This is a genomic window from Picosynechococcus sp. NKBG042902 (assembly GCF_963864045.1).
In the GTDB taxonomy this organism is placed as follows: domain Bacteria; phylum Cyanobacteriota; class Cyanobacteriia; order Cyanobacteriales; family MRBY01; genus MRBY01.
The window spans coordinates 1-22,536 of the sequence record NZ_CAWLTV010000052.1 but is presented as its reverse complement, the minus strand read 5'-3'; the positions used below and the strand labels follow the sequence as shown (position 1 = coordinate 22,536).

General features: G+C 45.2%; 21 protein-coding genes and 1 pseudogene. 13 read left to right on the top strand and 9 right to left on the bottom strand.

The features are described from left to right. Positions 1 to 59: 59 nt before the first annotated feature. The 8 genes from AACR41_RS02215 (at position 60) to AACR41_RS02180 (ending at position 8,231) form a co-directional block, all read left to right on the top strand. Complete coding sequence (locus tag AACR41_RS02215; protein WP_030007980.1) at positions 60 to 479, top strand: hypothetical protein; 420 nt, start codon at positions 60 to 62, stop codon at positions 477 to 479. A 784-nt stretch (positions 480 to 1,263) separates the two neighbouring features. Beyond that, positions 1,264 to 1,596, top strand: coding sequence for a type II toxin-antitoxin system ParD family antitoxin (locus AACR41_RS02210; protein WP_152551027.1), 333 nt, complete (start codon positions 1,264 to 1,266; stop codon positions 1,594 to 1,596). After that, positions 1,593 to 1,889 carry a type II toxin-antitoxin system RelE/ParE family toxin gene (locus tag AACR41_RS02205; RefSeq protein WP_030007978.1) on the top strand — a complete coding sequence of 99 codons (297 nt, stop codon included), beginning with the start codon at positions 1,593 to 1,595 and terminating at the stop codon, positions 1,887 to 1,889. The genes AACR41_RS02210 and AACR41_RS02205 overlap by 4 nt, the downstream gene beginning before the upstream one ends. Before the next feature lie 122 nt (positions 1,890 to 2,011). Then, positions 2,012 to 2,773 carry a ParA family protein gene (locus tag AACR41_RS02200; RefSeq protein ID WP_030007977.1) on the top strand — a complete coding sequence of 254 codons (762 nt, stop codon included), beginning with the start codon at positions 2,012 to 2,014 and terminating at the stop codon, positions 2,771 to 2,773. Further along, positions 2,764 to 3,174 (top strand): hypothetical protein, encoded by a 411-nt coding sequence (locus tag AACR41_RS02195; RefSeq protein WP_030007976.1) that lies wholly within the window; start codon positions 2,764 to 2,766, stop codon positions 3,172 to 3,174. Before AACR41_RS02200 ends, AACR41_RS02195 begins: the two co-directional genes overlap by 10 nt. 110 nt (positions 3,175 to 3,284) lie before the next feature. Next, positions 3,285 to 4,199 carry a DUF4007 family protein gene (locus tag AACR41_RS02190; RefSeq protein ID WP_030007975.1) on the top strand — a complete coding sequence of 305 codons (915 nt, stop codon included), beginning with the start codon at positions 3,285 to 3,287 and terminating at the stop codon, positions 4,197 to 4,199. Between the two features lie 27 nt (positions 4,200 to 4,226). Further along, positions 4,227 to 7,421 carry a hypothetical protein gene (locus AACR41_RS02185; RefSeq protein WP_052349722.1) on the top strand — a complete coding sequence of 1,065 codons (3,195 nt, stop codon included), beginning with the start codon at positions 4,227 to 4,229 and terminating at the stop codon, positions 7,419 to 7,421. 12 nt (positions 7,422 to 7,433) lie between these two features. Next, positions 7,434 to 8,231, top strand: coding sequence for a phosphoadenosine phosphosulfate reductase family protein (locus AACR41_RS02180; protein WP_030007973.1), 798 nt, complete (start codon positions 7,434 to 7,436; stop codon positions 8,229 to 8,231). Here AACR41_RS02180 and AACR41_RS02175 read toward each other — a convergent pair. Together AACR41_RS02175 and AACR41_RS02170 are read right to left on the bottom strand one after the other, a co-directional pair. Further along, positions 8,214 to 8,732: pseudogene (locus tag AACR41_RS02175) on the bottom strand (hypothetical protein); the annotation flags it as partial. The gene AACR41_RS02180 and the pseudogene AACR41_RS02175 sit on opposite strands and share 18 nt — an antisense overlap. A 34-nt stretch (positions 8,733 to 8,766) precedes the next feature. Next, on the bottom strand, positions 8,767 to 9,210 hold the full coding sequence (locus AACR41_RS02170; protein ID WP_339367622.1) for a MucR family transcriptional regulator: 444 nt from the start codon (positions 9,208 to 9,210) through the stop codon (positions 8,767 to 8,769). Between the two features lie 44 nt (positions 9,211 to 9,254). On the opposite strand from AACR41_RS02170, the gene AACR41_RS02165 reads away from it, so the two are divergent. Further along, positions 9,255 to 10,628 (top strand): HNH endonuclease domain-containing protein, encoded by a 1,374-nt coding sequence (locus AACR41_RS02165; protein ID WP_030007972.1) that lies wholly within the window; start codon positions 9,255 to 9,257, stop codon positions 10,626 to 10,628. After that, positions 10,625 to 11,782, top strand: coding sequence for an aminotransferase class V-fold PLP-dependent enzyme (locus AACR41_RS02160; RefSeq protein WP_030007971.1), 1,158 nt, complete (start codon positions 10,625 to 10,627; stop codon positions 11,780 to 11,782). Before AACR41_RS02165 ends, AACR41_RS02160 begins: the two co-directional genes overlap by 4 nt. On the opposite strand, the gene AACR41_RS02155 is transcribed toward AACR41_RS02160, so the two are convergent. Continuing rightward, a complete protein-coding gene (locus AACR41_RS02155) occupies positions 11,783 to 13,843 on the bottom strand; it encodes a DNA phosphorothioation-associated putative methyltransferase (RefSeq protein ID WP_030007970.1) in 2,061 nt (686 codons plus the stop codon). Between the two features lie 377 nt (positions 13,844 to 14,220). Next, positions 14,221 to 16,260, bottom strand: coding sequence for a heavy metal translocating P-type ATPase (locus AACR41_RS02150; RefSeq protein WP_030007969.1), 2,040 nt, complete (start codon positions 16,258 to 16,260; stop codon positions 14,221 to 14,223). 155 nt (positions 16,261 to 16,415) lie between these two features. Between AACR41_RS02150 and AACR41_RS02145 the strand changes: the two genes are divergently transcribed. Beyond that, complete coding sequence (locus tag AACR41_RS02145) at positions 16,416 to 16,595, top strand: hypothetical protein (RefSeq protein WP_152551026.1); 180 nt, start codon at positions 16,416 to 16,418, stop codon at positions 16,593 to 16,595. Between the two features lie 49 nt (positions 16,596 to 16,644). Here AACR41_RS02145 and AACR41_RS02140 read toward each other — a convergent pair whose 3' ends face one another. The 5 genes from AACR41_RS02140 to AACR41_RS02120 all read right to left on the bottom strand — a co-directional run bounded on the left by AACR41_RS02140 (position 16,645) and on the right by AACR41_RS02120 (position 20,624). Then, a complete protein-coding gene (locus AACR41_RS02140) occupies positions 16,645 to 16,944 on the bottom strand; it encodes a hypothetical protein (protein WP_138071107.1) in 300 nt (99 codons plus the stop codon). A gap of 50 nt (positions 16,945 to 16,994) precedes the next feature. Further along, positions 16,995 to 17,834 (bottom strand): copper resistance protein B, encoded by an 840-nt coding sequence (locus tag AACR41_RS02135; RefSeq protein WP_052349721.1) that lies wholly within the window; start codon positions 17,832 to 17,834, stop codon positions 16,995 to 16,997. Then, complete coding sequence (locus AACR41_RS02130) at positions 17,831 to 19,762, bottom strand: copper resistance system multicopper oxidase (protein WP_030007965.1); 1,932 nt, start codon at positions 19,760 to 19,762, stop codon at positions 17,831 to 17,833. The genes AACR41_RS02135 and AACR41_RS02130 overlap by 4 nt, the downstream gene beginning before the upstream one ends. Positions 19,763 to 19,840: 78 nt before the next feature. Then, entirely contained in the window at positions 19,841 to 20,140 is a 300-nt protein-coding gene (locus AACR41_RS02125; protein WP_030007964.1) for a hypothetical protein, read from the bottom strand. 106 nt (positions 20,141 to 20,246) lie between these two features. After that, a complete protein-coding gene (locus AACR41_RS02120) occupies positions 20,247 to 20,624 on the bottom strand; it encodes a hypothetical protein (protein WP_030007963.1) in 378 nt (125 codons plus the stop codon). A gap of 85 nt (positions 20,625 to 20,709) precedes the next feature. On the opposite strand from AACR41_RS02120, the gene rppA reads away from it, so the two are divergent. Then, complete coding sequence (rppA, locus tag AACR41_RS02115; RefSeq protein ID WP_030007962.1) at positions 20,710 to 21,408, top strand: two-component system response regulator RppA; 699 nt, start codon at positions 20,710 to 20,712, stop codon at positions 21,406 to 21,408. Further along, a partial coding sequence (gene rppB / locus AACR41_RS02110) for a two-component system sensor histidine kinase RppB (protein ID WP_030007961.1) occupies positions 21,398 to 22,536 on the top strand: 1,139 nt, incomplete at its 3' end. The genes rppA and rppB, both read left to right, overlap by 11 nt.

Here is a 22,536-nt window from a genome sequence, read left to right as displayed (position 1 = left end):
AATACACCTAGTTAACAAGGTAAAATATAGAGGTAGCTAGTAAAGAGAGAGAACAAGCTATGCTCGCATTCAGCGGCCCAAGACAATTAACTGCACAAGAAACCAAACAAGTGCTAAACCTACTCCCCGCAAACCCTCCAGCGGTCGGGGTGGGAGATGCCAAAGGACTAGACGCCCTAGTAGCAGAACACTACGCAGGAAAAACAGACCTCACCATCTACCATGTAGAAGGCCGGGAAAGATGGCAGTTCGCCGCCAGAAGTCAGCGGATGGTAAACGATGCAACCGAGCTGATCGCCTTCCCGAATAAACCCTGCCCGGAAACCTGCACCCCTACAAAACCCTTCAGCGGGCACGGTAGCGGCACATGGGGAACGATCGCCTATGCAATCAAAAAAGGGCTAAAGGTGACAATCTACCCTCTCGACGGTAGCCAAGTGCCGAGCTGGGCAGAACAAAGACAGCTAACTCTGATCTAAACCCGCAGGGCCGCAAGGCCCACAAGCGGCAGGGGGCAAGGCATAAACCGGAAGCCCCCAGGCCAGACCACAACCGAACAACCCACAAAAGGACAAAAAGACACACTGCGCGCGCCCCTACCCCCTCCAACCCACCCCTCTCTCTTTCTTCTAGCGACGTGCCGCCCAAGAAACCAAAAAAGCACGCCACAAACGCCGGGATAGGGACGTAGCTTGCTTAGGCCCCAACGTATAAAAACTGCCCGACAGCCGAAGATCGCCGACGTAGGAGGCCAACGTAAGAAGACACGGGCTAACAGACTCCGGCGGACTGGTGTTGCTAAAATGCCTTTTCGCGGCAAAGGAAGCGTAATTACGCCGCAATCGTGCGGCATCCTTATTTCTAGCCTGTCGCTCCGCCTATATCGACCAGTGGTTGTTTGGGGTTTGACAAGTAACTGTCCTGCTGGCGGTAAGCAACCTTTGGGGACAGGGCTTTCTGGGACAGCAGGATAAGACTTAGTGGGCAGTGGGCGGAAGGTAGGCAATAACCTGAATGGGGACAGGTAAAGCGGCAGTATGCGGCTTTTTCAATAACGAAAGACAACCGTCATCGGCGCGATAGCGCGGACGACACGATATTTCCTGTCCCCTGAATTTAAACCAGAGGACTATGGCTGATTCTGATGATTTTTGTGCAGCAGAAACACTGGGGCGGCGATCGCCCTCATGGATAATTTTCAAGATTCTTGATTCAAGATTATTGAATTCTTTCTGACTTTAGCATCTGTCCTTCCAGAAATCTATGGGTTATCTTGGAGAAATACTGCTGAAATGCCTTAATGCCATGCAAATCACCCTTAGTACACAGCAAAGTAAAATTCTTGAGTCTTTGGCTCGTCAAGGTCAATATACTTCCCTTGAGGAAACCATTGATGCGGCATTAGTTTTGTTGGCAGAGCAGGTCACTGAGCAAAATTCAGATCTTGATCCAGATTATTTGGCATGGCTGGAGGAGACTCGCCTCAAGGTTGATGAAGGGCTGCAGGATATTGAGGTTGGTCAGGTCATTGGTTTTGATATGGTCATGGCACAGCTCCAAAATAAAGTTGATCTGGCTCGGGCTGAGTCTGCATGAGACAACTGCGTATTACGCTATCTGCTAGCAAGGATCTTCAAGAGATTTCGGATTATTTTCTTGGCCAAAGTATCGAGGCAGGCGATCGCTTCGTAAAAACCTTTGGTCAGAAATGTCAGTATTTGGCACGGTTTCCCTACATCGGCAAATCCTATGATTACCTGCGACCTAATCTTCGGGGTTTATTGGTGATGGGCTATGTCGTTTTTTATCAAGTGAGTGACGACAGTATTGAGATTGTGCGGGTGGTTAGTGGCTATCGGAATTTAGAGAATATATTTTCGGAAGAATAGGCAATCGCTTGAATCTATGACTTTACGGAGGATTAGAAATCGCTCTCATGAATAATTTTCAAGATTCTTGATTCTTTAATCTTGATTCAATATTATTGAATGAATAATCTTGCTTTTTGGCTATGACCATCAAACTGTCTATCTTCAATATGAAGGGAGGGGTCGGCAAATCAACCACAACTTACAATTTGGCGGTTGGCTTAGCTCGATTCCATAAGCAACGGGTTTTATTGATTGATATTGATCCTCAAGGGAATGCGTCGGCTTCCCTCGGTGTTGAGATTTGGGAATTGGATCAGCAGCTTAAGGATGTGCTCCGGCGTAATGCAACTATTCCTGATGTGGCGATCACCATTGAAGAAAATTTAGATGTTGTCCCTTCTAATATCCTGATGGCAGAAGAGGAAATTCCGATCTCTGGGTTGCCGGGTCGTGAGTTGCTCCTGCGGAAGGCGATCGCCCAAATTGAGGATGACTATGATTATGTATTGATTGATTGTCCGCCGAATATTGGGGTTTTTTCGATTAATGCACTGATGGCGAGTGAGGGTGTGATTATTCCGGTGGATATGAGTTATCTAGGATTGTTGGGGATTAGTGCCATCGAGAGAGCCTTAGAATTGATTCGTTCTGCCTTAGATCATCCTATTCAAGTGACCGGAGTCTTAGCGACTCGTTTCGATGCTCGCAATAACCTCAGTAAGGAAGTTTTGGCCTCTCTTTCAGAGCATTTTGGTGATGCAGTCTTTAAAACGTTAATTCCAGAGACGGTCAAACTGCGGGAAGCACCCAGCCACTCCCAATCAATTTTTGATTATGACCCCTCTGGTAAAGGGGCGATCGCCTATCAAGATTTCACCAAGGAGGTTAAGCAATGGCATTAGGTAAAAAGGGTTCTGCCCTCGGTAAAAATCCCCTCTCCCCCAGTACCTCTTCCCAAAGCATTTTCACTAAGACAACTGAGAATACTCCAGAGGTAAAACCAACTCCCCGCAAGGCTTCTAGTAAGTCAAGAATCAAGAATCAAGAATCAAGATTCTTGGAAAGTGAGGAAAAAGAGAAGGTTAATTTGCGCCTGCCGATTGAGGTGAATGATTGGCTGGACGATCTAGTCAAACAAGGTAAACGACTTCACGGGAGCAAAATTCCTAAGGAAATTTGGGTACAGGCAGCACTGGAATTGTTTAAGGCGATGCCCTTAGACTGGCAGGATATTGATTCTCCCGAAACACTCCAGGCTCAACTCAAGACTCTTGAATCAAGATTAAAGAATCAAGATTCTTGAAAATTGTGGGAGTATAATCAATGCCTGAGTCCTAGTCAAACTGGAAGTAACCATTTCCCTGAGAATCTCCATCAGAAGGGTATGATAAACGCATTCATTCTAAAAACCTTATGGCGCTACAAATAAGCTTGGGCATTGTCCAACAGCCTCAGAAACTAATCTTTGCAAGACATGAAACTTTTCATCCTCGTTTTGGTTGGCTTAAGAAAGGTTTTGATCGGGCAAAACAAAATTCCCATATTTTCCTTGATGAGGATGCTCCGGTGCAGTTGGGGGTGGGGAAAAATATGGTGCGCTCCATCCGTTATTGGTGCAGTGCTTTCAAACTTCTGGAGGATGATCAACCGACTACATTTGGTGAAAAATTACTTGGCGATCGCGGTTGGGATACCTATCTAGAAGATCCCGCATCCCTATGGCTGCTCCACTGGAAGCTGCTTGAGGCTCCCTGTGAAGCAACGGCTTGGTATTTTGTGTTTAATGTTCTCAACCGGGCGGAATTTACGGATCGGGAACTATTAGAGGAGTTAGAAGACTTCGGCGATCGTCTATCTAGTAAAACAGCGTTATCTTCCCTCAAAAAAGATGCGAGTTGTTTACTCAGAATGTATGCCAAACAATCAAGTCATAAAATATCTGTCGCAGAAGACTCTTTAGATTGTCCCTTTGTTGAACTCGGCTTAATTTATCCCACAGGAGATAATCGCCACTACACTTTTCGCGTTGGCTATAAACCCTCTTTAGTGCCTGAAATAATCCTCTATGCAGCGTTACATTTTGCTTACCAAGTGAATGAGTCAGCACGAACGATTCCTCTCGGTAGTCTGTTATATGATCAAGGCAGTCCAGGTAAAGTATTTAAATTAACTGAGAGTGCGATCTGTGCTGCCATTGAAATATTAGCCAAAAAATATGACATGCTGAAATTAGAGGATGCTGCTGGCAAGTTACAGCTTAGCTTTAATACAGACGAACCTTTAATTTTAGCTGAAAACATTTTAGAAAATTATTACACTGCTCAATAATTTAGTTTTTATCCTTGAGAAATTGTCGTGACTGTAACTCTAACTCAATATTTTGAAATTCACCGTCGTTATCATCGTTCTGTTAATTTAGAGCGTGATTTACATCGGGCTGACGCTGTTGAGGGCTATGTTTTAACGGAACGGTCGGCGGCAACTTTAGCTAGGATTTTGCCTGCTTTTTCTAGAGCTAAGGCTAATCGGGCTTGGACATTAACAGGTGTTTATGGCACTGGAAAATCAGCTTTTGTCCACTACCTCACCAGTCTTTGTGCGGGACATAAGAATAAGGCTTATCAAGTCGCTGTAGAGATTGCCCATTATTTTTTACCGGAAAATAGCCCTGAATTAGAGGCGATCACCAAGCTCCCCAACAAAGGATTCTTGAATGCTGTCGCCACAGGCGAGCAAGAACCTTTAACTTGGACATTAGCCCGTGCTTTAGCGAGGGGAGCAAATGCATTTTTACCGAACAAACTTAAAGGTTCTGAACTGGTTCGACAGCTAAATGAATGGGAATCTGAAATTCAAGAAAGCTCTGCTTCTATCACTCCTCAAGAAATTCTAAATGCTCTCCAAGAATTAGCGGAATATGCCAAAACTCATATTTTATTGATTGTTGATGAATTAGGAAAAAACTTAGAATATGCAGCACGTCACCAAGGGCAAGAAGATTTATATTTACTGCAACAAATTGCCGAGCTTGAATTAAAAGGGGAGCATCAGGTTTATTTTATTGGGTTACTCCATCAATCTTTTGGAGGCTATAGCGATCGCCTCTCGGTGACAGAACAGAATGAATGGAATAAAATCCAAGGTCGTTTTGAAGATATTCCTTTCTCCGAATCCCCGAACCAGATGACTCGCTTAATTGGTCAGGTGATTGACCGGACAAAAGCTAAACCAATCGAGGCTTTTGTCAATAATTTTGCGGGGGAATGGTACAAGGCTTTAGGGAAAACGGTTTCGGAGCAGGAAATTACGGCAGAACTTTTGGCGAATGTTTATCCACTGCATCCTTTGACGGCGATGGTTTTGCCGATACTCTGTACGCGCTATGCCCAGAATGATCGGTCTTTGTTTACGTTTTTAACAAGTGATGAGCCGAATTCTTTTAAAGATTTTTTGGAAGAGACAGAAATTGAGAATCAGATTTTGCCCACCCTAAAACTTCATCAACTCTATGATTATTTTGTGGAGACGGTGACAGGGTTAGCGTCGCGATTAAATTTACAGCGATGGGTGGAAATTCAAGGGTTAATTGAAGATGCTAAGGATCGATCGCCGGAAACGATTAAACTCCTGAAAACGATTGGGGTTTTAAATCTCGTGACAGCGACAGGTAAGCTCCGAGCGACTTCTGATCTGGCGGCTTGGGCATTATGTGATTTGCCGGATTTGGAGGAGAAAAAGTTTTGGTTGAAGGCGATTGAAGGACTCAAGCATAAGGGTTTAATTACCCACCGGAAGCAATTGGATGAACTGCGGATTTGGCAGGGATCTGATTTTAATGTGGAAGGGGCGATCACCGAGCTGGTGGATCAACAACGAACAGCTTTAACGCAACTCTTAGCAGAAGTTTCGCCGCTGAAACCGCTGGTAGCACAACGGCACTATAACCAAACGGGAACCCTCAGATATTTTGAACAGCGTTATGGAGATGGCACAACAGCATGGGAAAAATTGACTTGTTCTGATCCGAGTTTTGACGGTTTGATTCTCTATTGGCTTGATGTAGAACCCCTCGAAAATATTCCTGAAACAACAGCGGAAGGGAAACCGTTAATCATCATCAAGATCCATGATTTTGAAGTCTTGCAGAAACGGGGACGGGAATATCGCGCCTTAAAAACGATTTATAAGAAGGAACCAAAATTACAAACGGATGGGGTCGCTCGGCGGGAAGTGTTGCACCGTCTCACGGAAGCGGGTCGGATACTTGATGAGGCGATCGCCCAAGCATTGAGTTGGTCACAGGGTCAAAATAGTTGCTGGATTAGAGGAAAAAAAGTTGAGATTCAGCGAGTGAGAACCTTTCAATCGAAGTTATCAGATCTTTGTGATGAGATTTATCACCAAAGGATACAGCTTGATAATGAATTGATTAATCGTCGGGAACTGACTTCTCAAGGGGTCAAGGCACGGCGAGAACTAATCACTGCCATGATCGAAAAAGGCGATCGCCCCCGTCTGGATTTTGAGGGTTATGGGCCAGAAGTGGCGATGTATGCTTCTGTTCTGGAAAATAGTGGTATTCATCAACCAATTGATGATGACCATTGGGAATTTGTCGCTCCCCGTGAAAATTCTGGCTTGGAGACAGTGTGGCAGGTGATTGAAGAATTTTGTAACCAGTCCACAGAAAAAGCCCGTTCCCTTGACCAGCTTTATGTCCTCCTCGAACAGCCTCCCTATGGAGTGAAACAAGGGGTTGTTCCGGTGCTGTTAGCGGCGGTTTTATTGCGTCACATGGATGATGTGGGGGTTTACCAAGATGGAACGTTTATCCCAGTTTTGGGGGTGGAGCATTTCGAGTTACTGATTCGTTATCCTGAGCGGTTTGCAGTGAAATCCTTTGCGATCGCCGGACTGCGGTCTGAGGTATTTAAGGAGCTAGAAAGTGTTCTGAAATCTCCTAATGCTAAGACCTCTGGTGATGTGCGGAATAGTACTTTGTTAACGGTAGTGACTCCCCTCTATCAATTTGTCAAAAAGCTTCCCCGTTATACGAAACAAACGAAGCGGATTAGTGATGAGGGAATCGCCGTCCTGAAAATTTTGCAACAAACAGTAGAGCCGGATGAATTGTTATTTAGAGACTTACCACAAGCTTTGGGCTTAGAACCCATCACCACAAAACGCAGTGAGAAACAATTGAACAATGCCAAAGAATTAAAAGGACGTTTGGTGCAGGTGCTACGGGAAATTTACGGAGCCTATGATGCATTGTTGACGGAAAGTCGCCAACTCATTTTTAAAGCCTTTGGGGTGCGCAGTGAGGAAGCTAAACTTAAAGAAGATCTTCAAGTACGTTGCCGCTACCTCGTGAACCAATGTATTGAACCGACCCTGAAACGCTTTATGAAGGCGGTTCTCGATAGTGAGGTTAGCGATCGCCAATGGTTAGAGTCCTTGGTGATGATTATTGCCGACAAACCTGCCGAGTCATGGACAGATCAGGGGCTTTTTTTTGATCACAATGTTATCTTATATGCTAACAATTAACGGTTGATTTAAATGTCTCAGAAAGTGCGTCACGTTCTCGGTTTATCTGGGGGCAAGGATTCATCAGCTTTAGCGGTACTGCTTCACAAGGAAATCCCAGACATGGAGTATTTTTTCTGTGATACCCATAAGGAACTTCAGGAAACCTACGATTACCTCGACCGGATTAAGGCTCGGTTAGGCATCAAAATTCATTACCTGAGTGAAAATCGAGGTTTTGATCATTTGCTCGCTCTGCATGGTGGGATGCTGCCGTCACCACAAATGCGCTGGTGTACCATCATGATGAAAATAAAACCGCTGGAAAAGTTTGTGGGTGATGATCCTGCGGTGAGTTATGTAGGGATTCGGGCGGATGAAAATCGTGATGGCTATATCTCGACAAAACCGAATATCAAGGCTGTTTTTCCGTTCAAGGAACGTGGTCTAGTCAAGGCTGATATTGTCCGAATTTTGGAAGAAAGTGGCATCGGAATGCCGGACTATTACCGTTGGCGGAGTCGTTCGGGTTGTTTTTTCTGCTTCTTCCAACGTAAATACGAATGGGTGATGTTAGCCCAAGAGCATCCAGACCTTTTCGAGCAGGCGATCGCCTATGAGGAAAACCATAGTGATGGGCGTACCTATACATGGACTCAAGGAGAGACACTTCGGGAACTGCTAGCCCGTAAGGATGAAATTATCGCCAAGCATGAAAAAGCAATGCAGCGAGAAACGAAAGCTGCCCCTAATCGACCTCTAGCAGAGTCTTTAGAGGCAGTATTAGAGGAAGAAGATGCAGAATTGCCTTGTTTAGCTTGCCATCTGTAATAACTTTTGTCGCTTATATTCCATCCCTGTTATAGGGTATTGATCGAGAATCATAAATAAAGTTTTTCTCGAATAATTACTAATGCGAATCAAACATTGATCGTTCTTATTTTTGAGAACAGAGTTTTTCAATTTGAACCGTGATTGAATAATTTCAGAAATGAAAACAGCATCACTTTCTGGGAAATCGTTCAGATATAAAAATGTTCCACTGCTTGCACAGCCATCATCATAAAACCAAACACTTAATGCAAATTCAGTTAGATATTGCTCAATCATTTCTCTGCATATATGCTTGTCTGGCAAATACCATTGTGAATGTAACTCCGTTAAGACTGGATGAACTTTAGTTCTTAACCACCAAGCGTTATGAGACTTGCCCGTTTTACTATGAGGTGATGAAAGACGCTCTTGAAAAGTACATGAAAAATAGTCTTTCAAAAAATCATATTTCCACTGCATATACTGCTTATTTGAACCACCTTCTGCATAGCGAGCATTCTTTTTCCTTTCGCTTTTTCCAAAGAACCATCACCTAAAAGCGTAGCTGTAAAAAACTCATATAATCTAGCATCAGCTTTTTTCCTTTATAGGATAGATACTGAGATCTCCCCCTTGCTGTCTTCGCTTTAATATTCCTAATTCGTGAATTCAAAATAGGAGCATCAGGAAATTTTTCTCTATAATTTGCCACTGTCAAGCCATGTGTTTTTAAATGACCATGATGAATCATTTCAAATTCTTCTTGGCAAATTTGACAAGTCACCAAATCGATCCCCTGCTGTTTTAAGCTCTGGATTTTTTGCCTTTGTTTACGTTGATCTACCTGCTTAATGTGTTCAGAATAAAGTTTTGCTTGGCATTCTGGAGAGCCGCAAGTTTTACGACAAGCAACATGGCTATTCTCTGGAAGCACCAATATTTTACAGAATGGACAGGTAAATGATTGACGCATGATAATCTCCCAAAATGTTTGCATATATGATAACACTAGACTTTTGGGTTTTCTGTGATAATTAGGTCATGGGAAAAGCAGGACAGGCATTAAAACAGACTTTAGAGTTACACGACATCAGCCAAAACCGTTTGGCGATCGCCTTGGGTGTAGAGCGTCCGATTGTCTTCCGGTGGTTCCACGAGAAGATCGATCCCACTGGCGAGACGATCCACCAAATCACCACGGCATTACAGCAACTTGATCCCGATGCTGCCAGCAGCTTTGTTAATTTCTACTTGGGGGGTTTTACGCGAAATCGACCCTTAATGAATTCCGCCCAAAGTCTGCCCACATCTGAACGGGTGAATGTTTCGATCCTTGCGCAACTTTTCAACAACACGACAAACTCTTATAAATATCTCTTTTTCCTATCACTGCTAGATATTTTAAAGCGCAGGAAATTTGATGTTTTATCGCCAATTAGTTTTGTTGAATTAGTCGTTGAAATCTTAGCTAATGCTTGGTTTCCCCATACTTATTTTAAATTATCCTTTGGAACCCAAGATAAAATCACTGAAAAGCTTGATTCTCTGGATTTGGTGATTAGCGAACCTATTTTAAAATTTAATGATCCAGATAAAAAGCTACTCAGAAAAACCATCCAAAATCAGACCTATGATGATTTGATTGGCTATTTGTTGAAATATGTTCCATTTCGCCTGATTCGTCCATTTTTTACCGCAGAAACTAAAGGTTTAAAAGATACTGAAGTCAACCAAGCCGTTTTAGATCTGGCAAATAATCCAGAAAATCAGAATCCTTTATATAGCTTTGATGCCGACTTAGTGAAAGATTGTAAGGGCTTGATGTTCTCTCAAGAATGGGCGGAATACATCGAGGAGAATTTTGCAGTGGTGAAGGGTTGGGCCTCTTGGGAATGGTTGCAGTATATGCAATCGAGGAACCCCACAACGCCGAATATTATGAATAAGCTTTTCATGCCCCAACAGCGTGGGTCGCTCTCTAAGCAAACAAGATTTTGGAAGTCTGTTTTCGAGCATCAATCAATAAAATGTATTTATTCTGGTCAAGTTCTTGATCCAAATCAAATATCTTTAGATCACTATTTACCTTGGTCTTTTGTTGCCCATGATCAACTTTGGAATTTAGTTCCTGTCACTCAATCAGTTAATTCTTCAAAGTCTAACAACTTGCCATCAGATAAATATTTTCCTGAGTTTGTCCGCCTACAGCATTTAGCATTAATCACTAACCACGAGTATTTATCAAAGCAAGTATGGAATAAAGCTATTGATCCATATATTGCCGATTTGAATATGTCTAATGATGATGTATTAGATCAGGAAAAGCTTTTTAATGCTTATGACTCGACAATTAAGCCTTTGATAACATTGGCAGAAAAGCAAGGATTTTCTAGTAATTGGGTTTATGTTCCGTGATTTACCTCGATTACCACGCCACAACCCCTGTCGATCCAAGAGTTGCCGAAAAAGTCATGGCAGCGATGACGACCCAATTTGGGAATGGCAGTAGTATGGATCATCTAGTCGGCGATCGCAGTCGAGAAGCTGTAGAACAAGCCAAACAACAAATTGCTGACCTGATTAACTGCCAACCGAAAGAAATTATTTTTACTTCCGGCGCGACGGAAAGCATTAACCTTACCATTCAGGGAACCATTTTGCACCACGAAAAACAGGGCAAACTTCCCCGTATCGCTATTTCTGCCGTAGAACATAAAGCTGTCCTTGATACCTGTCATTACCTCGAACAACAAAGGCGCATCGAGCTGATTACATTGCCCGTAGACCGTGACGCAAATCTTGACCTCAATACCGTCGAGAACATTTGCCGCAATGGCTTAGACCTGCTCTGCATCATGGCAGCGAATAACGAAGTGGGAACCATCTACCCCATCGAACTCATTGGGGCGATCGCCAAACAGTATTCCGTACCTTTTTTCTGTGACGCATCCCAAGCCGTAGGCAAAATTCCCATGAACTTTGCTGATTGGGGCATTACTTTGTTAGCCATGTCTGGTCATAAACTCTACGCCCCTCAAGGCATCGGTGCACTCATCCGCAAAACCGATCACCCCCTTGAACTCATTCTGTTTGGTGGAGGACAGCAGCAAGGATTACGCCCCGGCACATTGAATCTCCCTGGGATTGTCGGACTTGGAGAAGCTTGCCATTTACGACGGTTAGAAATGGAAGCAGACGAAAAGGCGATCGCCGCCAAACGAGATTATCTCCAAACCCAACTCATCCAAGCTATTCCTGAAATTGTTGTTAATGGTAACCAGCACCAACGTCTTGCCGGAAACTTGCATCTCTCTCTTCCAGGGATTCCCAATAGCACCATCATTGCCCGTATCCGTCAGCAGTTAGCTATATCAACCGGATCAGCCTGTTCCAGTGGCACAGTCACCCCATCCCATGTTTTGAGAGCAATGAATCTATCAAATGACTTTATTGATGGAGCCTTACGTCTTGGACTTGGTAAATTTACAACCAAGCAAGAAATTGACAAAGCTGCTGAGATTTTAATTGAGGTGATTAAAACCACCCAAACAATGTTGGCGATGGCCTAATCAATTATCCTTTTCCTTCTGTCGTTGCCGTTGTCGAGAGCGAATCCGAGACCTGACAATCTTCTGTTGATAAGCGTCAGCATCCTGCCGCCATTGCAACCGAGAACCCTTAAACTCAACACCCGTTTCCCGTAATACCTTCTGCCAACCTGACCAAAGCTGAATCTCTGACCAATTTTCCAGTAAGCCCCAATCCTCTTCCTGTTGGGAGAGCTTGGCAAACTTGTCGTAGAGCAGATAATCCTGACCCACTAGGCGATCCTTGCGTTGCACCACCGGAGCAAAATCTGGATCATATTCCTTGTAACGTACCTTCAGATCCTGCAACCCAATCTGCATCGCCATCTGCCAACGCGGATGAGGATCATCATCAAAATCAGCACAAGAAATATAAGCAATTTTTGGCTCATGGAGATAAAATCGCACCAAACTCACATTTTCTAACCGTCCCACCGTTCGACTGGCACAGCCTTCATAGAGCCGGAGTAACGGGTCAAGCTGTTCTAGGGCACTGATATGCACCAACAATGCCTTAGTTGAGCAAATGCCGATTTTACTCTCCTGGGCAATATCCGCTAGGTTTTGCAAATCTCCCAAACTAAACAGCATCATGTCTGAAAGTAGACAGGCTTGCTTATACGTCCCAAACAAAACCTTGATATCGGTCTGTAGAGTGGGGTCTAAATGACTAAACTTTGGCCGCTTGGCAAATTTCGAGAGAGCTAGATAAATCTGAATATCAGACTTGCGCTGTTCGGCAATTCGCTGCCATTCTTCTGCATCCGTCGCCTGTTCAATCACCTTAAAGGCACGGATTAGGGTTCTAAACTCTGCACAGATAGCTGTTTCTTCTGGCAGTTCTCCTTTTTTGGGTAAGCGCCCCCGTTCGGTGATGAAGGTCATCAGGGGCTGTAGGAGTGATTGATAATCCTCAAACCGTTTAACGGAAAGACGAATCCTAGGAGTTGTTGCCCGTGATCGAAAGCGCGAAGCCCGAAAGGTTTCTGCCTGGGCTTCATCCCGAAAGACAAAGTAAACTCCCAATGCCACCGGAACCGCATCAACCCCCAACACTTGATCAATGTAAAGTTTCAGCTCTTCTTGATCGTAGTATTTCTGAAACGTATTGCGACTGGTAATTACCCCATCGCCATAGGCCACCTGACCATAGCCGCCATCGGCAATTAGTACCTGGGCGGAAACCACTAGAATTCTCTGGGCTAATGCCCAGGCTTTAACCAATGCCTCCCGCCGTTCTGCGGGATTTTCAATCACATTGATCACATAGCCGAGATTGACGACATCTGCTGGACTTTTCTCGTTATCAGGCTTGTAAAAGGGATCCCATCCCTGTACTTGAAATCCTTTCTCGGCAATAAATTTCAGGTCTTCTCCATGGCCACAGCCATAGTCAAAGAAGGTCATGCCCTCGGTGAGGAGGTTTACTTCAAAGAGCGATCGCACGGGGCGGGACATCTGCCGCCGGATAATCGCCGCTTTGTGACGGTCAATTTTGGGAGATTTATGGGCAGAATCTTTCATTTCAATCAGGCGATGGTCTTCGATGCGTACCCGAAAGTGTTGAAGCTTTTTCTCCCACTGCTGCTGATAGCCAATGTTGCGGGAGTCAGCCAGTAAGCCTAGTTTTTCCTCAGCTTGGGTTAGTTGAGCAAAGGTTTCGTAGTGGGGGTGAGTAGAATGGACAAAGGTTTCTTTACGGTGCAAAATCGGCGGATTATCGCCATAATGCCGCACTTGACAGCCACCCACTTCTAAGTTGACCTGAATACTTTGTCTAAGGGCAGGATGGGGGTCATTATCAAAATCGGGATAATCCAAATAAGAAACTTTTGGTTCGTTGGTATTGAACTTGACTAGAGAAAAGGAAAACTCGCTGTTGGGAAGTAATTCACGGGCGATCGCCTCGTAGTCTCGTAATTCAGGAGGTAAATGCTTGAGGGCAGAAATATGGAGATAGAGAGCTGTAGGTAATTTTTTCCCGAAGGGTAGCTGCTGCAACCGGGATTGAACCGTGGCGAAGTGAAAAGTTCCGCGAATCATGGTACGCAAAATTGGATTACAGCATCCTCATCATAGACGGTAGGCTTAATTTACCAGTAGTTCACGATACCAGGTCCCCTGAAAAGCCTACGGGGCAATGATCCCCGGCGATAGAATTAATTTAAGAGTAGACAAAAAATAGCCCAAGCTTACGATAATTTGTAGCTGTTTCCAATGAAAGCTTTGTACAGCAATAGTTTCAGCGATTTCAGCAAGCTTACGATAATTCGGGTTAAAGCACTCTCACCAAATTTCATCCACACAATCAGACTTCGTTTATTTACAAGTAAAAACAGTGGTAAGGGCCAACTCAATCAAGTAGTTATCTTCTCTCTTTAAAAAAAATTAGGTCACACGAAAGAAGAATCAGGTAATCATCATGCCAGCTTAACACGGCGCAACAGCACAGCATTAACCGCCACAATTACAGTAGAAAGACTCATCAGTAAGGCTCCCACTGCAGGGGAGAGCACAATTCCCCATTTCGATAATATCCCGGCTGCTAAGGGGATTGCGACAATATTGTACCCTGTGGCCCAAAATAAATTTTGCAGCATCTTGCTGTAGGTCTTTTTGGCTAGCACTAGAGCTTTCACCGCATCCAAAGGATCATCTTCCACTAATACCAAGTCAGCAGATTCGATTGCCACATTAGTACCTGCTCCAATCGCCAGCCCCATGTTGGCTTCCAGGAGTGCTGCTGCATCATTGATTCCATCTCCGACAAACGCAGTAGGGGCATCTTTTTTGAGGTCTTTAATACGCTTAACCTTGTCTTCTGGTAAAACACGGGCATAATAACGATCAATATTTAAATCCTCAGCGACAGCCCGGGCAACAGCCTCTGCATCACCAGTAATCATCACTGTCTGAATACCCATTTGATAGAGACGATCAATAGCTTTACGAGCGCTTTCCCTTACTTGGTCAGCCATGGAGATTACGGCAATAACGCGATCATCAGTCATCAAAACAACAGCACTTTCGCCACGATTATCCGCCTTATCTAGAGCTTGTTGTAACGAATCAGGAAAAGATAAGTTGCTTTCTTTTACCCATTCAGGACGCCCCACTCGATAGGTTTGACCGTCAATTGTGCCTTCTACGCCCTGTCCAGTAATCGTTTGAAAATTTTGCATCTGTGGAAAATCCAATTGATCAGCTTTAGCTGCACCGACAATCGCCTGCGCCAGGGGGTGCTCAGATGGATTTTCTAAGGCGGCGGCGATCGCCAATGCCTGATCATTTTCCATGCCATCTGTCGTAATCGCTTGAACCCCAAATTGGCCTTGGGTCAATGTTCCTGTCTTATCAAAAGCGACAATTTTAATATCCTTTGCTCGTTCTAAAGAGTCTCGATTGCGGACTAAAATGCCATTGCGGGCAGCCAACCCCGTGGAATTGGCAATCACCAAAGGGATCGCTAACCCTAGGGCATGGGGACAAGTAATCACTAGGACTGTGACCGCTCGATTGATAGAAAAACTGAGATCAGTGAGACTGAGCCAGACAATAAACGTGAGGGTACCAGCGGCGATCGCGATGATTGTCAACCAGTAGGCAACTTGATCGGCTAATACTTGGTAGCGGCTTCGGGACGATTGAGCTTCTTCCACCAGTCGCATAATTTGACTGATGGCGGTATCTTCTCCAATCCGCGTCACTCGCACTTGCACAGAGCCATCTGTATTCACAGAGCCAGCCACAACTTCATCACCAACTTCTTTATGAACAGGCTTTGATTCCCCCGTTAAAAATGACTCGTTAATACTGGTGTGCCCCTCAATCACTTCCCCATCATTGGGAATTTGTTCTCCTGGACGAATCAGAATCACATCTCCGGTCTGAATTTCATCTACGGGCACATCCTCAATTTGCCCATCCTGCATACGGTGAGCTTCATTAGGTACTAAAGTAGAGAGTTCTTCTAGGGCTTTACTGGCTCCCTGTACCGAAGCCATTTCGATCCAGTGGCCTAGCAGCATAATGTCAATTAATGTTGCCAGTTCCCAGTAAAAAGGCATGCCCTCTAAACCTAGGGAGACAGCCACACTGTAGATAAAAGCCACGGTGATCGCCAGAGCAATCAGCGTCATCATGCCAATCTTGCTTTTAAATTCGTGCCATGCTCCCTGGAGGAAAGGCCAACCCCCATAGAAGTAGAGTGCGATACCCAAAATTGGACTAATCCACCCAGAGCCGGGAAAGGCGATCGCTTCATAGTTTAGCCAGCCTTGAAGCTGTGGGGAAAAATATAAAATTGGTAGCGTCAAAATTAGTGAGACAAAAAAACGCTGTTTAAACATCCCTGGACTATGGTGTCCATGGCCGCTGTGGCCACCATGGTGCCCATGTTTACTGCCTTTATGATGATTCTGATGCTTGGAATGGTGATCCTGAGAATGGGAATGATTCATTACAATTTTCGAGATAATTTTGCATTGTTTTGCGTTGTCTTACCTTTTCTTTAGGGGAAAGATTAAAGCTGACTATTGGATCTATGATCATAGTATGCCTTTTAGGCCATTACAGGTCTCTCTTTAGGAGTCTTAAATTAAAAAGAGGTTTGACCATGGATACCAAAGTTTTAGCTTTTATTGCAGCTGGGTTTGCTGGTGGCGTTCTCGTTTCTTTACTTGTTGGAGTTCTATTGATGGGGGGCATGATGGGGCGCGGCGGTATGATGCGAGGCTGGAGCTGGGAATGTACCAGCATTAACATACCCCCAGTGATTTTAGCGGCAGCATCTTAATGTGATTCAAATAGATTATTAAGTAAACACTTATTCATATCAAAATCTATTAATCGTTGCTGCTACTGAGACCATAGAGAGTGGCCGGAACTGCGATAGTCATCGCAAATAGGAGTTCTCCTAAACCATCTGGGATTTGGGTATTTGGTGGGGGACTCTTTTGATTTTGCTCACCCACTTTATGATTTTTAGTGATATTTTGATGTACTTCTTGTCGTTCAAAAACATCATCTTTTTTAAGCACTGACTTAGAAGATTTTGGCTTCTTGATATGATATTTTTGCTTATGAGAATAAGCCGAATGAGGAATTGCCAGTGTAGCTAATAACATTAATAATGCTGTTCTCATATTAATCATTTAGTTCTTTCCAATTCATTAGTGAACGATTTATCGTTTTTTTAGAATAAAAGTCTTATTCCTCCCACAGCCGCCCAAGTTTCCACGTCTTCACTCTCTGCTCGACTGTAGTCCGCAGATCCAAAAAATTTGCGTGACCAGTCTATTCCCACATAAGGAGCAACATTGCGACTAATTTCGTAGCGGAGACGGGCACTCAGGCCAATATCATTCAAACCAGAACCGACGCCGAATTCCTCCACGGATTGAGCCGCGAGATTGATTTCTAGTTCTGGTTGCAGAATTAATCGTTGAGTGAGAAGTAATTGTCGTTCTAGGCTCAAACGGGCGGAAAGATCCCCCGCTTCACTGATGAAAATCGCCGCATCGGTTTCTAGTTTGTAGGGCAGTAAACCCTGAAGGCCAATCACGCCTAAAAAACGATCTTTGCTGCCATTTTCTTCCCATTCGGAGTCATAACGAAGTCCCGTTTGCAGTTCCCAAAATGGTGCGATTAGTTTGGAATAGAGCACTTGGGTTTCCTGTTCGCCGTCGCCTGTCTCCGTACCAATTTCACCTTCAGATTTAAGCCATAGCCGCTGGTAATCACCGCCACGCCAGCCGTTAACTTCCCAATTCACACTGTTTTCCCCTGATTGGTTACGGTATTCCAATTGTTCAAAGAGCAAGAGTCCATAGGTTTCATCGCCGTGATACTTCGGTTCTACGCCGGGGAGGGGGGTAAATCTTGGGGGGATATCTGAATGATCAGCGCCATGGTTATGTTGGGCGATCGCCGTTTCTGGTAATGGACTGTGTTCAGCGGCGGCTGGGTTCATGGGCAGCAGTCCTAAACTGAAGGTGATCGCTCCTAGGGTTTTGTTTAAAAGATAATGCTTCACGACTGTTCTCCCAGGGGACGTTCTACAACTGCGACGGTGCGCATCATACCTGCTTCCATGTGATAGAGCAGATGGCAATGGAAAGCCCAGTTTCCTGTCACATCCACATTGACTTCAACGGAACATTTTTCGGCAGGTTTGACATTGAGGACATGTTTGCGAGGTTTATAAGCCCCTGCACCATTGTCAATTTCCATCCACATGCCATGGAGATGGATCGGGTGCTCCATCATGGTGTCATTAACAAAAGTTAGGCGTAACCGTTCGCCATAGTAGAACTGCAAAATGGGTGATTCAGAATATTTTTTGCCGTCAAAAGACCACATATATCGTTCCATGTTGCCCGTCAGATGTAGCTCTAACTCTCGCTCGGGCGATCGCCGATCAGATCCTGGTTCTAAACTACGTAGATCTGTATAGACCAAGACTTTATGGTCGGGGGTACTTTCTAAACCGATTCCCGGCTCATGGAGACGATTTTTCACCATCATCGGTACACCTGCATTACCGACCCCATGGTGATCTGGATCATGGGGCACCGCCTCACCTAAATCAGGCCCCCCATGATCCATCTGGTGCATACCATGTCCAGAATGATCCATCGCTGGTGCTGTATCCATGTTGTGCATATCGTGGCTGGAGTGACCCATCGCTGATGACGGACTCATCTCAGGCATATTGTGCCCAGAATGGGAATGATCCTCATTGGGCATGGCATTCATCTCATGCCCAGAATGCTCCATTTGATAGTTCTTATGGTCAGTGGGTTTGGCTTGCTGTTTCGAGCCGTGTCCCCCATGGTCACCGTGGGAACCGTGATCCATGCCCATATCTTCCATTGTGCGGAGGGGACGAGTTCTCAGGGGAGGGATCGCCGCAACCAGGCCCATTTGAGGCGATAAAGTTCCCCTAGCATAGCCGCTACGATCCATTGTTTCTGCAAAAATGCTGTAGGGTTTGCTTTCCTCTGGCTCGACGATCACATCATAGGTTTCTGCCACCGCAATCCGAAATTCATCAACGGGTACAGGTTGAACGTTTTGACCATCCGCCTGCACAACAGTCATTTTTAGCCCCGGAATTCGCACGTCGAAATAGGTCATGGCAGAGGCATTGATAAATCGCAGACGGACTTTTTCTCCCCGTTTAAACAATGCTGTCCAGTTATTCGCTGGCGCCATGCCATTCATCAGATAGGTATAGGTTGCCCCAGTGACATCAGCAATATCAGTAGGATCCATGCGCATCTTTGCCCAGTCAGCATCTTCGCCAAAATGGGCGATCGTGCGTTGTTGGTAGTTATAAAAAGTGCTGACTTTCTTCAGATTACTCAGAACTTGATGGGGATCTTCTTCTGTCCAGTCCGAGAGCATCACGACGTAATCGCGGTCATAGCTAAAGGGTTCGGGTTTCAGTGGGTCGATGATTAAGGCACCAAAATGTCCCTGTTGTTCTTGTAAGCCACTGTGGCTGTGATACCAGTAGGTGCCGTTTTGGTTGACGGGAAATTCGTAGCTGAAGGTGGTTTTGGGTTTGATGCCGTTGAAGCTAATGCCCGGGACACCATCCATAGTGGCGGGCAAAATTAACCCATGCCAATGGATCGATGTTTCGCTGTCGAGTTCATTGCTCACATTAATTTTGGCGATTTGTCCTTCTTTGAGGCGAATCACCGGGCCGGGGACTGTGCCGTTGACGGTGATGGCATTACTTTGGCGATCGCCGATTTTGATTTGCTCCTGAAAGACTCTAAGATCAATCTGATCTGGATAGCGATCTATCGGCAGGAGTTCCCCTAACATCGGTGAAGCAACCCCCGTGGCACGGGCTGATCGCTGGAGTAGGGGATGTAAACCGACGCTAACGCCAAATCCCGTCGCTAATTTTAATAGTTGTCGCCGACTGATGGCTGTATATCGTTCCTTCATCACAGATTTTGTTATCCGTAGGGGTTGATCGTGGTCAATTTTTAATAATTATTTCTTTGATTTACTGAGATTAAACAGTTAAATTATTTTTCTTTTTTGGATCATTTTCAAAAATTTCAAAAGCCACAGGATAAAGCCTGTCACGACCATGAAAAGCAGGCCAAAAGCATTTAAGAATGGATAAATAAAATCAAGATTGACATTGCCGAATGTGCCTCGATGCAAGTCCAGCAGCCAAATGTACTGATCAACTTTGTCGGTTAGGACAGCAACTTGAAAGAGGGAACCTGTAATCAGAGTCAGGAGGAAAGGCAGGAGAATAATAGGCACAAGAGCATAGTGAATATAGCGAATATAAGACTGATTAAAAAAACGCATGGTCTTGGGCTAGATCTCTTAAATACCAGGGGAACAACGGGGGCTATGGGGGCCTGGGTAGGGGCGAATAACCCCCACCTGATTTAGCCCGAACTAATGAATTGGGTTATCCGTTGTTTGTGGGAGGAGTTTTACGGCGACCATGTTGATGGCCAGCATGGGCGACGAGATCAGTATTGTTCAGACTGCTAGTCGGTTCTGCCATGGTTTTATGGGAACAGTCAGAATTTGCTTCTGGAGAATGCTCCATATGTTCAGAATGGTTCATGCCTTCCATGTGTTCTGCGTGGTTCATTTCTTCCATGGACTCCATCTGCTCAGCATGGTGCATATTTTCCATGTGCTCGCTATGGTCCATGGTTTCCATAGTCCCCATGGGTTCAGCATGGTGCATATTGCCATGGGTCGACTGGGCGATCGCCGCTGGTGTGATCGCGGGGAGGATAGCTAAGGAAGTGAAGAGAGCAAGGATATATTGGCGCATGGAATCTCGATTGAATTTGTGATGATGGTTTTGATGGTAGTGGGCAAAAATGAAATAGCAATGAAATTTTGTGGAAACGAGGGTAATGAGAATTTTATTGGTAGAAGATGAGCCAGATTTAGGGGCAATCATTGAGCGCACCCTGACGCGGGAAAAATATATTGTGGATTGGGCGAGGGATGGCGAGGCGGCATGGGATTATCTGCAAAGTCCTTGGGCGCAATATACGGTGTTGGTGGTGGATTGGCTCCTGCCAAAATTGTCGGGGTTAGCGCTCTGTCAGCGGCTACGGGAAACAAACTATACTTTGCCAGTGTTGATGCTGACGGCAAGGGATCGGATAGAAGATCGCGTGCAGGGCCTGGATGCTGGAGCAGATGATTATTTAGTCAAGCCTTTTAGTAATGCGGAATTGTTAGCACGGCTAAGGGCTTTGCAGCGGCGATCGCCCCACCTCCAATCACGCCGTTTAACTTTGGGATCTCTTACCTTGGACTATGACAGTTTCACGATTAGGGCGGACAACGGTACAAAGGTTACACTGACGGCAAAAGAATTTCAGTTGTTAGAATTTTTGATGCAACATCCCCAACAAATTTTGAGCCGAGATCAAATTTTGTACCAAGTGTGGTCAATGGATGCTGACCTAAAAAGCAATGTGGTGTCGGCGCAGATGCGTTTGCTGCGGCGTAAATTGATAGCCTGTGGGGCGGAAGATTTGATTGAAACGGTACATGGCTTGGGCTATCGCTTGGCTCCGGGAAAGGCGGTCAATGAATCGTAACCCGGCTTTTTTACGGACTAGACAACGACTAGCGGGGTTGTACGCTGGGACGATGGGGCTGATTTTATTAGTCTTTGGGCTGGGGTTCTATCGGGCGATCGCCCATGACCAGTGGCAATCTCTGAATCGGAAATTGATCACCATTGCCGGAACACTCCACGATGGCATCGAACCCGCTTTGGCAGAGGTGGGCCAAGTAGAACCCGTGGTCGAACATTTTTTACCTGGTGTAGTATGTGTAGAACCTGAAGCCTGTAGCTCGGCGATCACCAAAGGACGCCATATTGTGGGGATCGTACAACAAGAAAATTATTATGTGCGTTTCATTGATCAGACAGGCAAACTGTTGGCAACTGTGGGTCAGGTGCCAGATTACGAACAAAATGCTTATTCTCCCTCGTCAGAACAACCCCAAACTCGCATAGACACTGACGGAATTGCCTACCGCGAAATTACACTATTCCTTAAAACCAATGATCAGCAACCCTGGGGTTATATCCAAGTGGGGCGATCGCTCACAGAATATGAAACGGTTCTCCACCACCTGCGCTGGCAGCTAATGCTGGGGCTACCCACTGTTATGGTTTTAGTCCTCGCCGCCAGTTGGTGGCTATCTAATTTAGCGATGACTCCGGCCTACCGCGGCTATCTACAGATTCAACAATTTACCGCCGACGCCGCCCATGAACTCCGCACGCCGCTGACGGTGATTCGTTCGACCATTGACTTTACCCTTGGGGAACCACAACTGACGGAGGTAGACAGTCGTCAAACTTTAAAAATTATTGAGCGTCAAAATAATCGTCTTGCCCATTTGGTACAGGATTTATTGTTATTATCGCGCCTAGATTTGGAACCGATACCCCTCCAGCAACCCTGCTCCTTGGCGACCATCGCCACAGACTTGATCGAAGAATTCTCAGCAATGGCGATCGCCGCCAATCTCACCCTCCATGCTGAGATCCCTCCAAATGACCCCTTTGAAATCCTTGGCAACGAAGAGCAGTTATATCGACTCCTCGCCAATTTGATTGCCAATGCTATTCAGTACACCCCCGTTGGCGGCATAATCACCCTTACCCTCAGACGCCAAAGCCGAGAAATTTTAGTAGAGGTCGCCGATACAGG

Coding starts and splice junctions, on each gene's coding strand:
- AACR41_RS02215 (WP_030007980.1), top strand. CDS start 60: ATGCTCGCATTCAGCGGCCCAAGACAATTAACTGCACAAGAAACCAAA.
- AACR41_RS02210 (WP_152551027.1), top strand. CDS start 1,264: ATGGGTTATCTTGGAGAAATACTGCTGAAATGCCTTAATGCCATGCAA.
- AACR41_RS02205 (WP_030007978.1), top strand. CDS start 1,593: ATGAGACAACTGCGTATTACGCTATCTGCTAGCAAGGATCTTCAAGAG.
- AACR41_RS02200 (WP_030007977.1), top strand. CDS start 2,012: ATGACCATCAAACTGTCTATCTTCAATATGAAGGGAGGGGTCGGCAAA.
- AACR41_RS02195 (WP_030007976.1), top strand. CDS start 2,764: ATGGCATTAGGTAAAAAGGGTTCTGCCCTCGGTAAAAATCCCCTCTCC.
- AACR41_RS02190 (WP_030007975.1), top strand. CDS start 3,285: ATGGCGCTACAAATAAGCTTGGGCATTGTCCAACAGCCTCAGAAACTA.
- AACR41_RS02180 (WP_030007973.1), top strand. CDS start 7,434: ATGTCTCAGAAAGTGCGTCACGTTCTCGGTTTATCTGGGGGCAAGGAT.
- AACR41_RS02170 (WP_339367622.1), bottom strand. CDS start 9,210: ATGCAAACATTTTGGGAGATTATCATGCGTCAATCATTTACCTGTCCA.
- AACR41_RS02165 (WP_030007972.1), top strand. CDS start 9,255: ATGGGAAAAGCAGGACAGGCATTAAAACAGACTTTAGAGTTACACGAC.
- AACR41_RS02155 (WP_030007970.1), bottom strand. CDS start 13,843: ATGATTCGCGGAACTTTTCACTTCGCCACGGTTCAATCCCGGTTGCAG.
- AACR41_RS02150 (WP_030007969.1), bottom strand. CDS start 16,260: ATGAATCATTCCCATTCTCAGGATCACCATTCCAAGCATCAGAATCAT.
- AACR41_RS02145 (WP_152551026.1), top strand. CDS start 16,416: ATGGATACCAAAGTTTTAGCTTTTATTGCAGCTGGGTTTGCTGGTGGC.
- AACR41_RS02140 (WP_138071107.1), bottom strand. CDS start 16,944: ATGAGAACAGCATTATTAATGTTATTAGCTACACTGGCAATTCCTCAT.
- AACR41_RS02130 (WP_030007965.1), bottom strand. CDS start 19,762: ATGAAGGAACGATATACAGCCATCAGTCGGCGACAACTATTAAAATTA.
- AACR41_RS02125 (WP_030007964.1), bottom strand. CDS start 20,140: ATGCGTTTTTTTAATCAGTCTTATATTCGCTATATTCACTATGCTCTT.
- AACR41_RS02120 (WP_030007963.1), bottom strand. CDS start 20,624: ATGCGCCAATATATCCTTGCTCTCTTCACTTCCTTAGCTATCCTCCCC.
- rppA (WP_030007962.1), top strand. CDS start 20,710: ATGAGAATTTTATTGGTAGAAGATGAGCCAGATTTAGGGGCAATCATT.